We start from the raw sequence: 18,973 nt of genomic DNA, 5'->3' as shown, positions 1-18,973 counted from the left end.
TTGTGATCAAGAGACAGGCCATTGGCTTCCCTCTCTAGTTTTGCTCTTTCGACTATTTTTTGGCAGGTCGCCTCGTACTTTGCACCGGCTCGCGACCTTCCGGGTGACTACTCAGTGGCGGGATGCTTTCATGCCCTGCAATTTTCTTCTGCAAGGACATCATCAACTCAGCTTCAGCTTTAGGTAGCTCACACTCTTTAATAAGCTCATTGATGTCAGCACCGAGTTGGACCATTTTTGTCGCTCGGCTGTATAAACGCCCATCCGTATCAACATGTTCCAATTCAGTAATTCGCTCGTTTAAATGCTGGATGAGATCCTGCTGATCCGTCACTTTTTGGCCAAGACCAATAGCAACTGAGCGTATTTCCAACAGCTGTCTATTCGCCTTTTGCAACTCCTTATCTAACGATCGGGCTTGTTGTCTTTGGTGATCAATTTGTTGGGCAAGTCCCTGACGTACACGAAGTAACACCAGCAACAAAAATACAACAACAAAAACCGCGCTCCCTATAAGAATAACAGGAGCACTGAACAACATAGCTTCGCTCATTATAGGTGGACCATCTCGTCCCACTCGTCTTCAGTTAGCAGTTTATTCAGGTCAACAAGGATCAATAGCTTACCGTCACGGTTGCTCACGCCTTGGATAAACTTAGCGCTCTCATCGGTACCAACACTTGGTGTAGTATCGATTTCAGAAGAACGTAGGTAAACTACTTCCGCAACGCTATCGACTAAAATACCAATCACTTGGCGCTCAGATTCAATCACAATAATGCGTGTATTATCCGTGATTTCACCTTGCATTAAGCCAAAACGAGATCGTGTATCAATGACGGTCACAACATTACCACGTAGGTTAATGATGCCAAGAACATAATCAGGAGCACCTGGTACCGGTGCAATTTCTGTATAGCGGAGTACTTCACGTACCTGCATTACATTAATTCCGTATGTTTCTTCTTCTAGTTGGAACGTCACCCACTGAAGCACTTCGTCGTTAGACTTGTCTTTTCTTACTTCTACTTCGTTAGTCTGAGACATACCTTTTCCTCTCTAAGTCGATTCCGACATCAATGTATTATTATTTCTCTAGTGCTTTTACATCAAGCCCTGCATTAAGCATAGCTATCAATGCTTCAACATGGATCAAAGCACACATTTTTTCTTTTACCATTCCAGCAAGCCACGGCCTTTTGCCTGCCTGTTCTCGCCAGCGGACCTTCTCTGAGCTTAGCAATTCTGTACCCATAAGCTGAGTACTTGCTAACCCCCACATACTGTCACCAAGCATGACGATGTATTGATAACCTTCTTTGTAGCTATCATCATGGAGCTTTTCTGCCATTACCCATTTTGCCGTATCGACAACATCTAGCTGATTATCTTTATTAGTTTGCAGTCCAAGGTACCAAGCAGGTCGACCGATTAAATGATTGAGCGTTGCCATACGGTGGATCCCCCCAAGTTCATCAAGAGGCACCGCAAACGTCACGCCATTCACTTCAAAATAGAGCACTTGAAAATCTCGTGTTCTCGCAGTGCTTTGCCATGTACCAATTCCAGAGTAGCCCGCTTGCGTTTCAAGTTCGACTTCAGCCGTCGGTTGCTCAACCACTTCCACGTCAACAGCAAATTCTTCAACTTCAACAGTGTCTGCCGCAGTCAGAATTTCAACTTCAGGTTCAGTTTCCAAGGTATCGGCGGGAATATCCCATTCTTGGATCTCTTCAACAATTTCAGTCACTGGTTGAGTTTTTAAAGCGATCTGAACGGTGTTTTGCTCCATGATCTCTTCCAGCTCTAACTCTGCCACTGGATTACTTGATTCTAGCTGGCTTAATAAGCGCTGCACATCATCTAAATTCGGCAGCTCAAACTCAACCACTTCAGCATGGTAATAACTTTTTTCCGGTACAGATTGCACCGATGTCGAAAGCGCTAACTCAGGTTCAGCAAGGGACAATTCTTTTTGCTCTTCCGCTTTCAGCTCAAGTTCAATCGCTTCTTCATCTAGTAACGCTGTAAAGTAGTCATCGAGTGCTTGTTCACTGGATAAAAATGGCCCACTACTCATCAATAGCTAGCCTCTCTAAATAAATCAGCAACTGTTTATAAGCAAAAACACCACGGCTACCTTCAGCAAAATGAGAAGCAGGCAAGCGCTTTAAACTCGCATCACGAAACTTGGTGTCTATAGGTACAGCAGAGCTCCAAACTTGCTCTGGGTAATCTTTTTTAAGTTGATTCAGCGTTTGCAAAGAAGCCCGGGTTCGCTTGTCGTACATAGTCGGTACGATAGTCACTTTAAACGATCGACTACGAGATTTTTGCATGATGGCTAAGGTGCGAATCATCCTTTCGAGCCCTTTCATAGCCAGAAACTCAGTCTGCACTGGAATTAAGATACGATCGCTGGCGGCCAATGCATTAACCATCATTACCCCTAAAATTGGAGGACAGTCGATCAATACGTAGTCATAATTATGGCGCAATGCAAGAAGCGCACGTTTCAAAATCAGCCCCATTCCACTGCGGTTGCCCATGACTCTATCTAAAGTGGCTAGAGACATATGGGCAGGGATGAGATCAATGCCTTCAACATCGGTTTTTAGGATAAGAGGGGTAACGCTTTGCTCTGTTAACTCACGTTGCTGAAATAGGTCAAACAGGCTGACGGGCACGCCATCAGAATCATAACCTAAGTATGTAGTAAGCGAGGCGTGAGGGTCAGTATCGACCAACAGCACTCTTTTGCCTTGCTGACTTAGCAAACCGGCAAGCGTAATCGTTGTGGTTGTTTTACCCACACCGCCTTTTTGGTTTGCAATACTCCATACAATCATTGAACTTCCTTTATGCGAGGCCAACTTCAACTAACATTCGTTCTGATATACGCTCTAACGGTAAATCTTCAGACGAGATCCCCGCTTTTGCGACAGCTTGCGGCATGCCATACACCACGCAACTTTCTTCATCCTGAGCCCAAATGGTTGCCCCTGCGGCTTGTAACATTCGAGCCCCTTCACGACCATCGGCTCCCATACCAGTCAATATCATTGATAGCACTTTATCTGCATAGATCTTCGCCGCAGAACCGAATGTTATATCAACACACGGCTTATAGTTCATACGTTCGCCACCATCGATAATGCGCAATTTAGCACTACCCGGACGGCCCTCAATCATCATCTGTTTACCACCCGGAGCCAAATAGGCAACACCTGGGCGCAATGCATCACCATCTTCTGCTTCTTTCACTTCAATTTTACACAGTGAGTTGAGCCGGTTTGCAAATGCAGCAGTGAAGGTGGCAGGCATGTGTTGAATGAGTACGATCGGATGCGGATAATTCGCAGGTAACTTCGTCAATATTTTTTGTAACGCAACCGGGCCCCCTGTAGAGGTACCGATAGCAGTCAACTGATATTTTTTACCTGTAGCTTTAAAGCGAGCCAATGTGCCCATTGATTTCGGCGCAGGGGAACTCGCCGTTGTAGCCGCTGTTCTATTGGCAAACGGCGATGATGTGCTCGGCACTGGGCGTGAAACCAAAGGTCTTCTCAGCATCCCTTTTTTCGACGCGATTTGAATAACCCGTTGTTGTAATAAAGCGACAGCCTCATCACGGTTACGGGCAATATCTTCAAATTTTTTCGGTAAGAAATCTAACGCTCCAGCATCTAAAGCATCTAGCGTTGCTTTGGCACCATCATGAGTCAGCGATGAGAACATCAAGATCGGGATCGGGTTCGCAGCCATAATTTCACGGACAGCAGTAATGCCATCCATAACTGGCATCTCAATATCCATTGTGATGACATCAGGCTTTAAGATTCTCGCTTTTTCTACGGCTTCTTTACCGTTAGTTGCAACATCAATCACTTCTAGACGGGTGTCAGAGTTAATAATTTCACTCACACGCCGTCTAAAAAAGCTCGAATCATCAACGACTAATACTCTAATCGCCATGGGTGTCCTTATATTGTGTGCTCATTTAAATGCGGGAAGCAGCAGCATACTGCTTAAGCAAATCTGGCACATCTAGTATTAGTGCAATATGTCCATCGCTGGTAATCGTTGCCCCAGCCATACCCGGTGTTTTTTGAAGAAGCTTATCTAGTGGTTTGATTACCACTTCTTCTTGGCCAATTAAGGTATCAACCACAAAACCAACTCGCTGGCTACCAATCTGAACAATAACAACATGTCCATGACCTTTACGCAGTTCTATTTTACCCGCTTTAGGTGCTAGCCAATTCTGTAAGTAGAAGAGTGGTATCGATTTTTTACGTACTATGATGGTCAATTGTCCATCAACGACGTTCGTCCGGCTAAGATCAAGATGGAAGATTTCATTCACGCTCGCAAGCGGTAGAGCAAATGGATGCCCTGCGACCCCAACCATCAATGTCGGTAAGATAGCGAGTGTTAGCGGCACTTTGATCGTAATCTTAGTCCCTTTGCCCATCTCAGAATCGATGTCAATTGAACCATTGAGTGTATTGATGGCTGTTTTTACAACATCCATCCCAACACCACGACCAGAAATGTCTGAAATTTGCTCTTTACTGGAGAATCCCGCCATAAAGATTAAGTTAAAACACTCTTTATTGGAGAGACGCGACGCCGCATCTTCATCCATCATGCCTCGTTTAACCGCAATACTACGCAGCTTATCTGGGTCCATACCGCCGCCGTCATCGACGATAGCTAGCTCAATATGATCACCTTCTTGCGAAGCTGAGAGTATGATTTTACCCGTGCTTGGCTTTCCAGATTTGCTACGCACATCAGGCATTTCAATGCCGTGGTCAACTGAGTTACGCACTAAGTGGATCAATGGGTCTGCAAGCGCTTCGACCAAGTTTTTATCAAGGTCTGTTTCTTCACCGCGCATTTCAAGCACGATGTCTTTTTTCAGGGTACGTGCAAGGTCTCGAACCACGCGAGGGAAACGACCGAACACTTTCTTAATCGGTTGCATGCGCGTTTTCATGACAGCGCCTTGCAAATCCGCAGTAACTACATCAAGGTTAGCCACCGCTTTTGCCATCTCTTCGTCGTTGCTATTAAGCCCTAAACTCAGCAAGCGGTTACGCACTAGCACCAATTCACCAATCATGTTCATAATGATGTCGAGCGTTGATGTATCAACACGGACTGTTGTTTCCGGCTGAGTTTGCGCTTTTTTAGCCACAGCAGGTGCTGATACTTCTTTTTTCTCAGCCACTGCAACCGGAGCTTTCGCCGGGGAAGAGGCGGCTGGAGCCGTTACTTTAGGCTGAGGAGCAGGTGTAGGTTTCGCCGCTTCAGCTTTCGGTTTTGCGGTCTCTGTTGGTTTTATAGGCTCTGCTGGCTTCACATTTTCAGAAGCAGGTCTGGTTGCCATTTCCAACTCTTCTGGCAATGGCCCTTTTCCTGAGCCATGCAGTTCGTCAAGAAGCTTTTCAAACTCCTCGTCCGTCATCAAATCATCGCCACCACCAGCAGAAGCTTTAGGTGCCGCTGTTGATTTAGGCGGAGTAGTTGGTTTCGCTGTAACCTCAGGAGCGGGTTCAACGGTTGGAGCTTTGCCTACGCCGTGCAGTTCATCAAGCAGCTTTTCAAATTCGTCATCCGTAATGTCACCACTAGCAGCCACTGATGCACTTGGGGCTTTAGGCGCTGGGGCCGCCGGTGCGGCATTTTCAGAATGAGCATTAGGCGCGGTGCCCTTGCCATGTAATTCGTCTAACAGTTTTTCAAATTCATCTTGCGTGATTTCATCGATAGAATTTGACGCGACAGCCTTTGAGGCCACTGGTTGAATGACTTCCGGTTCAGGCGCTTCGATAGCGGCCTCTTCCTCGACTTCAACTTCAGCAATAACAGGCTCCACTTCGTCAATTTCATCTTCAGAAGCAGGACGACACAATTTATGAAGTTCATCGAGTAGAGCGGGATCTGCAGGCTCTAAGGGTTCTTGATCTTGAACAGCGCGAAACTGTGCGTTAACGGTGTCTAAAGCTCGTAACATCGTATCCATCAAGCTCGATGTTACACTTCTTTGGCCATTGCGTAAGATATCAAATACGTTCTCGGCACCGTGGCACGTCTCAACCAGCTCGGTGAGGGCAAGAAACCCGGCCCCACCTTTAACGGTATGGAAACCGCGGAAAATCGCATTTAATAACTCCCTGTCTTCGGGGTTGTTCTCAAGTTCAACCAATTGCTCTGAGAGCAATTCGAGAATTTCACCTGCTTCAACCAAAAAGTCCTGAAGAATGTCGTCGTCTAATTCGTAGCTCATACGTTACCCCTAAAAACCAAGACTCGATAACAAATCATCGACTTCGTCTTGAGATGAAACCGCATCGGCTCTTTCATGAGGGTTCAAAATAGGACCTTCAGGTTCGATAGATGGGTTCTTCTTGTCTGTTTTTTGTTCTATTTGGTTAGCCCCAAAGGCAGTGAGAATCTCAACTAGGCGTTTCTCAACTTCATTAACCAGCGTAATAACACGCCGAATTATTTGGCCAGTGAGATCTTGAAAGTCTTGAGCCATCAATATCTCAGTTAGCTGACCTCGCAATTCGCTGCTGTTGCCTTCAACTTGTGATAGTAGATCATCAATACGATGACAAAGTGCTTTAAACTCAATGAGATCAATACGCCCATGCATCAACTCATTCCATTGTGGACGCACTTTTAACAAACCTTCGTGAAGGCTGTCAGCGATCGGCATACATCGATCCACTGCATCCATTGTTTTATTCGCAGCTACTTCCGTTTTATCAATTACATATTGAAGACGATCCCTTGCATCTGGAATTTCGTCATTTGCAATCTCAGCCATCCGTTCATCAAGGTTGAACTGTTTGAGCGATTCATGCAGTTCCCTTGTCAAAGTGCCTATTTCTTGCAGCATTGGATTGCTTGCTTTGTCGTAGGTCTCTTTAAAGAGTTGATTCGCCTGATCTTGCTGTCCATTTTCCAGTAGCTGAACGAGTTCTTTTGCTTGTTCTAATGAAATCATCGATTAGCCTTTTCGCGCATAAATGAATAGAGCACCTTTTGTCTGTGACCACACGCTTTATAAACGCTCGAAAATTTTATCCAGTTTTTCTTTAAGCGTAGCAGCAGTAAAAGGTTTTACGATATAACCATTCACACCTGCTTGAGCAGCCTCGATGATTTGTTCGCGTTTTGCTTCTGCGGTGATCATCAGAACAGGCAGATGCTTAAGTTCTGCGTCTGCTCGGATATTTTTCAACAAATCGATGCCTTGCATGCCCGGCATATTCCAGTCTGTAACCACAAACTCAAAATCACCTTTCTTTAGCATAGGCAACGCTGTCAGGCCATCATCTGCTTCTTGGGTATTATTGAAGCCCAAATCACGAAGTAGATTCTTAACAATACGGCGCATTGTTGAAAAGTCGTCAACAATAAGGATCTTCATGTTTTTATTCAAAATTGCCTCCACTGAGCTCGAAATCAGTGATATTAGTCATTTTGCGTCCAAGAACTTAACTTCGTTCTTAGTCGCTGCATAGATTGGCTTAGTATCTGGCTAACGCGGGATTCGCTAACACCTAGAACTTCACCAATTTCTTTTAAGTTTAGCTCTTCATCATAATAGAGCGAAAGTACCAAAGCTTCACGTTCTGGAAGTGATTTTATTGATTCAACCAATGCTTTACGAAACGATTCATCGGCGACTCCCTTAAATGGCGAGTTGTCTTCATCGTCATCCAGAGGAGAAATTGCATCATCAGAAATACCTAAATCTTCGATTCCGACAATCCGTGAGCAATTAATGTCAGTTAATACAGTATGGTACTGATCCAGCGACATGCCTAAATACTTCGCAACTTCTGTATCAGTTGGGTTTCGGTTTAGCTCACCTTCTAGAACTGAAATTGCATGGGTTATCTCTCGGTTGTGTTTATGAACCGAGCGTGGAACCCAATCACCACGCCGAATATCGTCGAGCATAGCTCCACGAATTCGAATTCCTGCGTAGGTTTCAAAGCTTGCACCTTTACTCCCATCATAATTTTTTTGTGCTTCAAGTAGGCCTATCATACCGGCTTGTATTAGATCTTCGACCAATACGTTTGGTGGCAGGCGACCTGCTAAATGGTGTGCAATACGCTTAACCAATACAGAGTATTTTTCTAAAAATGCTTGTTGGCTCTTTAGGTTTCCGTGTTGGTCATAAGTAAGCGCTTTATTCACCGAATGGTTCCCCTACACTTTCTGTTCTATTTAGCAAACGCTCGACAAAAAATTCCAGATGGCCTGTCGGCGTTCTTGGAATTGGCCACGTTAACGCTTTACTTGCCAACGAGCTGATTGCCAGTGCCGCAGGTGACCGTGGAAACGCATCGACCACTATTTTTTGTTTTTTTACTGCTTGTCGCACTTTATCATCCAAAGGTATGCAAGCAACAAGTTCAAGGCTCACATTTAGGAATCTTTCTGTCACTAAAGTTAATTTAGCAAATAATTCCCGTCCTTCACGATAACTTCTCACCATATTGGCCACAATTTTAAAACGTTGCACTTGGTGTTCACGACTTAAGAGCTTGATCAGCGCGTAAGCGTCGGTGATGGATGTCGGTTCGTCACATACCACGATCACTACATCTTGTGCGGCGCGACAGAAGCTCACGACCATATCAGAAATACCTGCGGCTGTATCGATGAGCAGAATATCCATCTCATCTTCTAAACTGCCAAAGGCGCGTATTAAACCAACATGTTGGGCGTGTGACAACTCTGTCATCGACTGTGTGCCCGAGGTCGCTGGAATTATTCGTATCCCAAAAGGCCCCTCGACGATGGCATCTTTGAGTTCACACTCGCCAGCCAGTACATGCCCTAAGTTTCGCTTCGGGCGTATGCCAAGCATCACATCCACGTTAGCTAAACCTAAGTCTGCATCCAACACCATGACTTTTTTGCCTTGACGAGCCATGCAGATCGCCATGCCGAGTGTCACGTGAGATTTACCCACACCACCTTTACCACCAGTCACAGATATGACTTTGGTCAGTGACGGTTGAGTTAAGCGGCGTAAACCGCTCGCTTGGTCATATATCATATTATTCGCCATATTTGTCCGCCGCCTAGAATCTCTCGGAGTCGCTGCTCCAATAGTGAGGTTCATTCTCTGTCGACTTCTCTAGCAATTCGTTTGCCTTTGCAACCATGTACTTCGGCTGGGCAATCACAATATCTTCTGGTACACGCTGGCCATTCGCGATGTAAGCAACGGGCAGTGCGTTTTGAACCACGACACTCACAAATTCCCCTAAGCTCAATGACTCATCAAGCTTAGTCATAATGCACCCTGAAAGAGGGATCCTTCTAAAGTGCTCGATTGTTTCTTGTAATACTTTTCTTTGTGCCGTTGCAGGCAGAACAAGGTAACTGTGGATGATTTCGCCACTCTCTTGCATCAGGGTATCGAGCTGCTCTGATAACCGAACATCACGCTGCCCCATCCCCGCGGTATCAACTAAAATTAAACGCCGATTTCTTAGCTGATATATTACATCGGCTAACTCACTGGAATCTTTAGCAACTCTTACTGGACAACCCATGATTCGGCCATAAATAGAGAGCTGTTCATGAGCACCAATACGGTAGGTATCTGTGGTGACTAGAGCAACGTTATCAGCGCCATACTCCATAGCAGCGCGAGCGGCTAGTTTAGCAATGGTGGTGGTTTTACCAACCCCTGTTGGGCCTAATAGCGCAACCACACCACCACGTTTCAGAATATCTTGTTTGGAAACAGGGACTTGATCAGCCACTAAGCCAAGCAGTGCCTTCCAAGCTTTAGTTGGAGCAGTATCTTCTGGGATATAGCACGCAAGCTGGTCAGCCAGTTCTTGTGAAACCCCCATGCGCTCAAGTCTTTTAATGAGCATGGCACGCAAAGGCTCTCGACGCTCAACTTCTTGCCACATTAATCCTGACACTTGATGTTCTAACAGGCGGCGTATTGAGGTCATCTCTTCACGCATGTTTTCCAGCTCTGGGTTCGAAACACTCGCCTCTTGCGTTGGGTAACGATCATAACGCGACGGATCTAGCTTCGGCGTTTGACGGGTGGACGCTCTTCTATCCTCTGCAATTAACTTCGCTAATGGCGAATCGGCTCGTAACTCTGCACTACCGTGTCCTGAGTTAGTGTTAGATGAACCTGATTGACGTTGCAATAATGCAGAGAGCGAATCTTCATTTTCGGCGTGATAGTCCGAATCTGAGCCACTTGGTGTGCTGTACTGCTTTAACATATTTGCAAAACGTTTGGTCATTGAACGCCCAGTATCTGCGCTGTTTTGCAGGCTGACTCGATCATCATCCAACTCACGAGAGGATTTGTTCAAAGACGGGGTGACTTGGGTGTAACCTTGTTGTCTAGGCTGCGAATTATAGCGCTTGGCACTGTTTTGCTGGGTGGGCTGTTCACCATCCACAGCGGCAACGATTTCCACACCACCCGCGACTTTTTTATTCGACATGATCACCGCTTCCGCACCAAGCTCTTCTTTCACTTGCAGCAGCGCTGTTCGCATATCTTTGGCAAAAAATCGTTTTATTTTCAAAGCAGATATCCGTGTTAAATGGCTAAAGCCCGATTAGGTAACAACAGTTTCGTTAGTTCCCAACGGCTTGAACAATCCGAATTTGTTTCTCGTCAGGTATTTCTTGATAAGAGAGCACACGCAAATTAGGTATCGTGTTTTTCACAAACTTCGCCAAAGTGGAACGAAGCACACCAGACGTGAGTAACACGGCGGGCTCACCTTTCAATTCTTGTTCTTGCGTTGCATGGCTCAGTGCAGCTTGTAAACGCTCTGCTAAGCCTGGCTCAATACCTGCCGATTCTCCTCCTGACGCCTGCATGGTTTGATGCAATATTTGTTCCAGCTCAGGAATCAGTGTTATCACTGGTAGTTCAGGTTCTATACCATTGATTTCTTGGACGATTAAACGCTTCAATGAGATTCGAACGGCCGCCGTTAGGATGTCAGGTTCTTGACTCCGCCCAGAATACTCCGCCAAGGTTTGTATTATGGTTCGAATATCTCGGATTGGAATCGCTTCATTGAGTAGGTTTTGCAGTACCTTAACGACTGTACCCAACGGCAGTTGATCTGGAACGAAGTTTTCAACTAGCCTTGGCGCTGAGCGACCCAGCATTTCAATTAAGTTTTGAACCTCTTCATGACCAATCAGTTGCGAGGCGTTATTAGTGAGAAGCTGACTCAAATGAGTGGCGAGTACGGTCGATGAGTCCACAACTGTGTAACCGAGAGCTTGTGCGTGTTCACGTTGTTCTTCACGGATCCAAACCGCTTCAAGGCCGAATGCAGGGTCGAGTGTGCGTTCACCGTCAATAACACCATAGACTTGACCAGGGTTAATCGCCAGTTCTTGATCTGGGCGGATCTCCGCTTCACCAACAGCAACCCCCATTAAGGTAATGCGATAACTATTGGGTGTTAATTCTAAATTGTCGCGAATATGCACTGCGGGGATGAGAAAGCCAAAGTCTTGCGACAGTTTTTTCCGAACACCTTTTACGCGTTCGAGCAGCTCTCCACCTTGATCTCGGTCCACCAGCGGTATCAATCGATAGCCCACTTCTAAGCCAATCACATCAACGGGTTGAACATCATCCCAAGAGAGCTCTTTTTGAGTGGGTGCTTCGTTGTCCACTTTTGCAGGCAGTTTCTTTTCATCGGCGGTTTTTTTCTGTTTGCGTATCATCCAATACGCGCAACCACCCGCTAACGCGGCTAGCAGTAAAAAAGCAAAGTGAGGCATACCCGGTACAATGCCCATGATGCCGAGAATACAAGCGGTAATCATCAATGCTTTAGGGTTGTCAAACAGTTGGAAGACGACTTGCTCTCCCATATCTTCATCGGTATTTTGACGGGTAACCATCATGGCAGCGCCAATCGAAAGCAGCAATGAGGGGATCTGAGCCACTAAGCCGTCACCAATGGTCAGCAGTGTGTAGATTTGGATCGCTTCTTTAAAACCCAACCCATATTGCGCCATACCAATCGATAAGCCGCCAATAATGTTGATGAACAAAATTAATATCCCAGCAATCGCATCCCCTTTAACAAATTTTGACGCACCGTCCATTGAACCGTAGAAATCCGCTTCTTTGGTTACTTCAAAGCGTCTCAGCCGCGCTTGGTCTTGATCGATTAAACCCGCATTTAAGTCCGCATCTATGGCCATTTGCTTACCCGGCAAGGCATCTAGGGTAAAGCGAGCACTCACCTCAGAAATACGTCCCGCACCTTTGGTTACTACCATGAAGTTGATGATCATCAAGATCAAAAACACCACTAAACCGACGGCGTAGTTACCACCGATCACCACACTACCAAACGCTTCAATGACGTTACCAGCCGCCCCAGGGCCTTCATGACCATACAATAAAACCACACGGGTTGAAGCAACGTTCAAGGCTAGTCGAAGTAAGGTTGCAATAAGCAAAACCGTAGGAAAAGCAGCAAAATCAAGCGGTCTACGGGTATAGACAGTGACGAGTAACACCACCATCGATAAGGCAATGTTAAAAGTGAAAAACAGATCCAATAGGAAGGCTGGGATCGGTAAAACGACCATAGCCAACGTGGCCAATACCATAACCGGCGCACCGATTGCTGGCATACTTCGCTGCGGTATTGATGGCAATTTATCTGCAAATGGGAGAGTAAATTTCATAGGTTAGCAAGCAATCTGTTGATAAATATCTATAAATGCGACAATGCGTTAACTCGGCGATGCAATTTTTAGTCCAGTAAAACAGTCAAAATAATGGCTACATTGGTAAAGGCAATAACCCTTCACTTAACGTAGCCTAGTTATTCAAATTACGTGAACTTCTTTTACTTTGAATGGTGGTTTAAGGATTAATACTCCAGATCTGCTGTCCTTTACGCAACTCTCTATCATATTCGATACCAATCAGACCGGATGTGGGGAACATTGGAGGGACTAAATCGGTAACGAATTCAGCCGCGAGATAGCCAACTAACGGTAAATGAGACACCAGCAGCACTGATTCGATTTGTTCTACATCGGCCAAGGCAGAGACATACTCAAATACCACTTCCGCTTTCCCATAAGGTGTGATGTCATCACAGGTCACAACATCATCGGCATTAAAATAAGAAGCTATCGCAGCCCAAGTTTGCTGCGCCCGTAAGTAAGGACTTACCAATACTTTATCTACATGGCGAAGATCTTGCTTTTCACAAGCACGAGCCACAGCAACAGACTCACGAAGACCTCTTTCGGTTAAGGCCCTTTGTGCATCACTCGCTGCATAATGTTCAGCTTCTCCGTGACGCATAATAAAAATCTTCATTACTCATTCCTAGTGGTTATTATCTATGCCGTCTAGGCGGCTTTATTCTCGATTATATCAGGCAACCAAGCAAAGACTTCGACACTGTTAACAGTCTATTAAAAAGTCTCCTGAAGGACTAAAATGGCACTTTGCTCATAAAATCATTGCTTGAAATTTGCACCTAACCGTTTCAACGCCATAATTAAAAAAGCCTTTTCTGTGGAGAGTCACTGTGCATTTAAGCCCTAACGACACCAACCAATACCGCTACATTACGTTAACTAATGGTCTGAGAACATTACTTATTCAAGCGGATGATGCACAAAAGTCAGCCGCTGCTTTAGCGATTAATGTAGGGCATTTTGATGACCCTGAAGACAGAGAAGGTCTTGCCCACTATCTGGAACACATGCTGTTTTTAGGCACAGAAAAGTACCCGAAAATTGGTGAGTTTCAAAGTTTTATTAATCAACATGGTGGCAGCAATAACGCATGGACTGGTACAGAGCACACCTGTTTTTTCTTTGATGTAAGCCCAAATCATTTTGAAAAAGCCTTGGACCGATTCAGCCAATTCTTTTGTGCCCCCTTGTTTAATGAAGAAGCTCTGGATAAAGAACGTCAAGCGGTGGATTCTGAATTTAAACTCAAACAGAAGGATGATTCGAGAAGGCTCTATCAGGTTCAAAAAGAAACCATTAATCCGCAACACCCGTTTGCTAAATTTTCAGTGGGTAATTTAGAAACGCTGTGTGATAGAAATGGTGTCTCTATCCGTGAAGAAATTGTCCGTTTTCACCATGAAAATTACTCGGCTGATTTGATGACGCTCTCGCTAGCAGGCCCACAGACACTTGATGAGTTAGAGCAGTGGGCAAGAGATGAATTTTCCTCCATCCCAAATAAACAGCTCGGCCCGAAAAAAATAGAGGTGCCTTTTGTTTTAGACGCGCACCGAGGCGTCTTGATTCAAATCGAGCCACGAAAAGAGATCCGCAAACTGATTTTAAGCTTCCCTGCCCCAAGCGCGGATGACTTTTATCATGTCAAACCTCTCTCTTATTTCGCCCATCTCATCGGTTACGAAGGTGAAGGCAGTTTAATGCTGGCATTAAAAGAGAAAGGTTGGATCACGTCCTTATCGGCTGGAGGCGGCGCGAGTGGCAGCAATTATCGTGAGTTTTCGATAAGTTTTAGCCTGACACATGAAGGCGTAAAACAGGTCGATAACATCATCCAGTCACTCTTTACTCAGATTAAATTAATCGCAGATCAGGGGCTAAACGAATGGCGTTACCTTGAGAAAAGAGCGGTGCTTGAATCGGCTTTTCGCTTTCAAGAAACGACAAGGCCATTAGACATGGTCAGCCATTTAGTGGTTAATATGCAGCACTATCAGCCGCAAGACACCATCTATGGCGATTACATGATGGCGGGCTACAACGAATCACTACTTAAGCAAGCACTTCATTATTTGACTCCTGAAAATCTACGCGCCACGTTAATTGCTAAAGATGGGTATTACGATAAGAAAGCGAAATGGTATTTTACACCCTATTCAATTACTCCATTATCGGCGTCACAACTTGCAGCATTCGCAACCCCTTGCGACATTGAAACAAACTTACCGCCACTCAATCCTTTTATCTGTTACGACTTAGACCCAAAACCGTTAGAGCCTTCAACGTCTTTACACCCGGAAATCATTGAAGAGTTACCAGGCTTTCGTTTATGGCATCTACAAGACCATGAATTTAGAGTGCCTAAAGGGGTAATTTACATCGCGATTGATAGCCCCATCTCGGTAGCCACTGCTCGAAATATTGTTAAAACACGTCTCTGTGTGGAAATGTTTTTAGACTCGCTGGCCACGGAAACTTATCAAGCAGAAATTGCTGGGATGAGTTACAACATGTACGCTCATCAAGGCGGCGTCACCCTGATGCTTTCTGGTTTTAGCGAAAAACAACCACAGTTAATGGAGATGATTCTCGCACGCTTTGCTAAACGTGATTTTAGCCTAAAACGCTTTAACACCATCAAGCAACAACTGCTTCGTAACTGGCAAAATACCACTAAAGATCGTCCAATTTCGCAGCTTTTCAATGCAATGACGGGTATTTTACAACCCAACAACCCTCCTTATGAAACGCTACTTGGTGCCTTAAAACAGATAGAAGTCGATGAGCTCAGTGATTTCGTTGAACAAATATTAGCGCAACTTCATGTTGAGATGTTTGTCTATGGCGACTGGTTAAGAAGTGATGCACAAGCGATGGCAGATACGCTTAAAAATGCATTACGAGTCAAAGATCAAGAGTACGAGGAATCATTAAGATCACTCGTCATGCTCGGAGAGAGTGGGACTTTTCAAAAAGAGGTTCACTGCGATCAAGAAGATTCTGCTGTGGTGGTCTATTATCAGTGCAATGATGCCGCACCGCGCAGCATCGCCTTATATTCATTAGCTAATCACTTGATGTCCGCTACATTTTTTCATGAAATTCGCACTAAGCAACAACTTGGTTATATGGTCGGAACGGGCAACATGCCATTAAACCGTCACCCAGGCATCGTACTCTATGTCCAGTCACCGAATGCTGCCCCTTATGAGCTGATTAGCGCTGTAGATGAATTTTTAAATGCTTTTTACATGGTGCTGCTGGAGCTAAACGAATACCAGTGGCACAGCAGTAAACGCGGTTTGTGGAATCAAATTTCAACCCCCGACCCCACCCTTCGCAGCCGTGCGCAAAGACTTTGGGTTGCTATCGGCAATAAAGATGCCGGCTTTGATCAAAGAGAGCAGGTTTTGAGTGAACTGAAATCACTCAGTCGCAGTGATATGATCCGCTTTGTGGTCAATGAGCTAAAACCAAGGACCGCCAATCGACTGATCATGCACAGCCAAGGAAACGCACATCAAACGGTTCAGAAACTCAGTTTAGGGCAAGAAATTGGCTCAATTGAAGCGTTCCAGCTTCGGCCTAAAAGCTATAACTTAGGATAACCGTACTTCATCGCCATCAGAGCAATTTATCTTTGCTCTGATTTTACGATCTTTTTTAAAGAGTGGGGATGCAGTTTAATGCACACGCCTTGCCACTTAAATGCAACCGTCGGGTTATGTAATCGCTCTCCTTCCCCTTTTGGACTGGACAATTTAACTTGAACACCTTGAGTGTCTAATGTTGTCCAGCATTCTTTTAATTGTGGGTAAACCGACAGTATATCCTGCAAATAGGCTTGCGCGGTTTGTGCCTCAGATGGCACCACAAATTCCACATGCTCCCAGCTCTGCTCTGGGTAAATTTTTCCCTCGGCAGGGTAAGGCAATTCCAAACATTCTATTGACCAACCATAAGCCGATAGCGGCACCGAAAATTCAATCACAATGATAGGACGGCCATTTATCTGAGCAATCGATATTTCTCGTCCTTCCTCCAGCCATGCCGCATGTGCTAATGACGCTAATTTACGATCATTAATGCGCAGTGCAATGTGGTCAGCTTGATTTGTGGATAAATCAATATGCAAAATTTTGGTTAATTCTTGAATTTTATGTATAAATTTATCTAAATCCTGCTTAAGCTGTTCAGGATGAAGCGCTGCATTCTTCAATGGTTCAAGCATTTAAATGGTCCAAAATGATGATTATCGTCTAATAGTACCAACAACTCTTCGAAAAGTAGAAAATTTCCTAATTTAGTCCCTATAAGCGCCTCAATAAAATTGGTATTATGTGCGCCAAATGATGAACAAAATTAAGATATGTATTGGCACTAAATGGTGAATAAAATGCATACCTTTGCAATTCCAAGAATTAAAGGAAACGCGTGTGAATATCCAAGCACTGATTAATGACAAAGTATCTCAGGCTCTTGAAGCCGCAGGCGCACCAGCTGGCAGTCCTGCTGCTGTTCGCCAATCGGCTAAAGCGCAATTTGGTGACTATCAAGCCAATGGCATTATGGGCGTAGCTAAGCAACTGGGTACCAACCCGCGAGAATTTGCTCAAAAAGTATTGGATGTTCTGGACCTCGATGGCATTGCGAGCAAAACGGAAATTGCAGGCCCAGGTTTTATCAACATTTTCCTCAGTGAAGCGTTTCTTGCTAAACAAGCGGATATCGCCCTAGCAGATGAGCACCTTGGTGTAACCAAAGAAGCGCAGAAGACGATCGTCGCAGACTACTCAGCGCCTAACGTTGCCAAAGAGATGCATGTAGGCCACTTACGCTCAACCATCATTGGTGACGCCGTTGTACGTACCTTGGAATTTTTAGGCCATAAAGTGATCCGCGCCAACCACATCGGTGACTGGGGCACGCAATTTGGTATGTTGATAGCCAACCTTGAACGTGTGCAACAAGAATCTGGTAACGAAGTTTCAATGGAACTTTCCGATCTTGAAGCTTTCTATCGTGAGTCAAAAAAACTCTACGACGAAGATGAAGTGTTTGCTGCTAAAGCACGAAATTATGTGGTCAAACTACAAAGCGGTGACGAATTCTGCGCTCAAATGTGGAAAAAATTGGTGGACATCACCATGATCCAAAACCAGCGTAACTATGATCGTTTGAATGTTTCGTTGACGCGCGATGATGTGATGGGCGAAAGCATGTACAACGACATGTTGCCCGGCATCGTAGCCGATTTAAAAGAAAAAGGTTTGGCGCAAGAAGATGATGGCGCACAAGTCGTTTTTCTTGAAGAATACAAAAATAAAGATGGCGAGCCGATGGGCGTTATCATCCAAAAACGTGATGGCGGCTTCTTATACACCACAACCGATATCGCGTGTGCAAAATACCGTTATGAAACCTTGGGTGCGGACCGTGTGCTGTACTTTATCGACTCGCGTCAACATCAGCACCTAATGCAAGCATGGACGATTGTCCGCAAAGCGGGCTATGTACCTGACGAAGTGACTCTTGAGCACCACGCCTTTGGTATGATGCTAGGCAAAGATGGCCGCCCGTTCAAAACTCGTGCTGGCGGTACTGTTCGTCTGGCCGATCTTCTCGATGAAGCGCAAGAGCGTGCCGCTAAATTAATTGAGTCCAAAAACCCTGATTTAGACGCCGCAGAAAAAGCCAACATTGCCAATACTGTCGCGATGGCCGCAGTGAAATACGCTGATCTTTCTAAGCACCGTACTACCGATTACGTGTTTGACTGGGACAACATGTTGGCATTTGAAGGTAACACTGCACCTTACATGCAGTATGCCTACACACGTGTTGCGTCAATTTTTGCTAAAGCAGGCGTATCGATGGATAACCTGACGGGTGAAATTAAAGTCACACAAGAGAAAGAAAAAGCTTTGATTGCGAAACTTCTGCAGTTTGAAGAAGCGGTACAAGCTGTTGCCCGCGAAGGCCAACCTCACATTATGTGTAGCTACCTATTTGAATTAGCTGGCCAATTCTCTAGCTTCTATGAAGCATGCCCAATCTTAGTCGCTGAAGATGAAAGTGTGAAACAAAGCCGCCTAAAACTGGCTGCGTTGACAGCAAAAACCATCAAGCAAGGTCTGTCGCTACTCGGTATTGATACATTAGAACGTATGTAACGACAGCTATGAGTGAA

16 protein-coding genes are annotated in these 18,973 nt (G+C 45.1%); 2 read left to right on the top strand and 14 right to left on the bottom strand.

What is annotated here, in order from left to right:
- Positions 1–52: 52 nt before the first annotated feature.
- From PL85_RS05670 to sixA, 13 genes are all read right to left on the bottom strand, one after another.
- The gene (locus tag PL85_RS05670) at positions 53–553 is read right to left on the bottom strand and encodes a DUF2802 domain-containing protein (protein ID WP_202598892.1); all 501 of its coding nucleotides are present in this window, start codon (positions 551–553) and stop codon (positions 53–55) included.
- Complete coding sequence (locus PL85_RS05665) at positions 553–1,047, bottom strand: chemotaxis protein CheW (protein ID WP_013856372.1); 495 nt, start codon at positions 1,045–1,047, stop codon at positions 553–555. The genes PL85_RS05670 and PL85_RS05665 overlap by 1 nt, the downstream gene beginning before the upstream one ends.
- A 40-nt stretch (positions 1,048–1,087) precedes the next feature.
- Complete coding sequence (locus PL85_RS05660) at positions 1,088–2,083, bottom strand: chemotaxis protein CheW (protein ID WP_017049121.1); 996 nt, start codon at positions 2,081–2,083, stop codon at positions 1,088–1,090.
- Positions 2,073–2,849 (bottom strand): ParA family protein, encoded by a 777-nt coding sequence (locus tag PL85_RS05655; RefSeq protein ID WP_026027244.1) that lies wholly within the window; start codon positions 2,847–2,849, stop codon positions 2,073–2,075. Before PL85_RS05655 ends, PL85_RS05660 begins: the two co-directional genes overlap by 11 nt.
- A 10-nt stretch (positions 2,850–2,859) precedes the next feature.
- On the bottom strand, positions 2,860–3,975 hold the full coding sequence (locus tag PL85_RS05650; protein ID WP_017045237.1) for a protein-glutamate methylesterase/protein-glutamine glutaminase: 1,116 nt from the start codon (positions 3,973–3,975) through the stop codon (positions 2,860–2,862).
- A 25-nt stretch (positions 3,976–4,000) separates the two neighbouring features.
- On the bottom strand, positions 4,001–6,295 hold the full coding sequence (locus PL85_RS05645; protein WP_019281574.1) for a chemotaxis protein CheA: 2,295 nt from the start codon (positions 6,293–6,295) through the stop codon (positions 4,001–4,003).
- A 9-nt stretch (positions 6,296–6,304) separates the two neighbouring features.
- Positions 6,305–7,021 carry a protein phosphatase CheZ gene (locus tag PL85_RS05640; protein WP_017045236.1) on the bottom strand — a complete coding sequence of 239 codons (717 nt, stop codon included), beginning with the start codon at positions 7,019–7,021 and terminating at the stop codon, positions 6,305–6,307.
- A 57-nt stretch (positions 7,022–7,078) separates the two neighbouring features.
- The gene (gene cheY / locus PL85_RS05635; protein ID WP_033197405.1) at positions 7,079–7,447 is read right to left on the bottom strand and encodes a chemotaxis response regulator CheY; all 369 of its coding nucleotides are present in this window, start codon (positions 7,445–7,447) and stop codon (positions 7,079–7,081) included.
- 44 nt (positions 7,448–7,491) lie between these two features.
- Positions 7,492–8,226, bottom strand: coding sequence for an RNA polymerase sigma factor FliA (locus tag PL85_RS05630; RefSeq protein WP_010318887.1), 735 nt, complete (start codon positions 8,224–8,226; stop codon positions 7,492–7,494).
- On the bottom strand, positions 8,219–9,106 hold the full coding sequence (locus PL85_RS05625; RefSeq protein ID WP_010318888.1) for a MinD/ParA family protein: 888 nt from the start codon (positions 9,104–9,106) through the stop codon (positions 8,219–8,221). The genes PL85_RS05630 and PL85_RS05625 overlap by 8 nt, the downstream gene beginning before the upstream one ends.
- Positions 9,107–9,119: 13 nt before the next feature.
- Positions 9,120–10,607, bottom strand: a complete 1,488-nt coding sequence (gene flhF, locus PL85_RS05620; RefSeq protein ID WP_094125772.1) for a flagellar biosynthesis protein FlhF — start codon at positions 10,605–10,607, stop codon at positions 9,120–9,122.
- Positions 10,608–10,659: 52 nt separating this feature from the next.
- On the bottom strand, positions 10,660–12,753 hold the full coding sequence (gene flhA / locus PL85_RS05615) for a flagellar biosynthesis protein FlhA (RefSeq protein WP_013856364.1): 2,094 nt from the start codon (positions 12,751–12,753) through the stop codon (positions 10,660–10,662).
- Positions 12,754–12,934: 181 nt separating this feature from the next.
- Entirely contained in the window at positions 12,935–13,399 is a 465-nt protein-coding gene (gene sixA / locus PL85_RS05610) for a phosphohistidine phosphatase SixA (protein ID WP_017042529.1), read from the bottom strand.
- Between the two features lie 214 nt (positions 13,400–13,613).
- Between sixA and PL85_RS05605 the strand changes: the two genes are divergently transcribed.
- Positions 13,614–16,391 (top strand): insulinase family protein, encoded by a 2,778-nt coding sequence (locus PL85_RS05605; RefSeq protein ID WP_115339180.1) that lies wholly within the window; start codon positions 13,614–13,616, stop codon positions 16,389–16,391.
- Positions 16,392–16,417: 26 nt separating this feature from the next.
- On the opposite strand, the gene PL85_RS05600 is transcribed toward PL85_RS05605, so the two are convergent.
- Positions 16,418–17,014 (bottom strand): VOC family protein, encoded by a 597-nt coding sequence (locus PL85_RS05600; protein ID WP_115339181.1) that lies wholly within the window; start codon positions 17,012–17,014, stop codon positions 16,418–16,420.
- 205 nt (positions 17,015–17,219) lie between these two features.
- Here PL85_RS05600 and argS point away from each other — a divergent pair, with 205 nt between their 5' ends.
- Positions 17,220–18,956: an arginine--tRNA ligase gene (gene argS / locus PL85_RS05595; RefSeq protein WP_026028268.1), complete on the top strand. Its 1,737-nt coding sequence runs from the start codon at positions 17,220–17,222 to the stop codon at positions 18,954–18,956.
- The last annotated feature ends 17 nt before the right edge of the window (positions 18,957–18,973 follow it).

Origin of the sequence: Vibrio anguillarum, from assembly GCF_001989995.2 — a bacterium.
GTDB lineage: Bacteria > Pseudomonadota > Gammaproteobacteria > Enterobacterales > Vibrionaceae > Vibrio > Vibrio anguillarum.
Note: the sequence above shows the minus strand (reverse complement) of the source record. Positions and strands in the feature narration are given on the sequence as shown.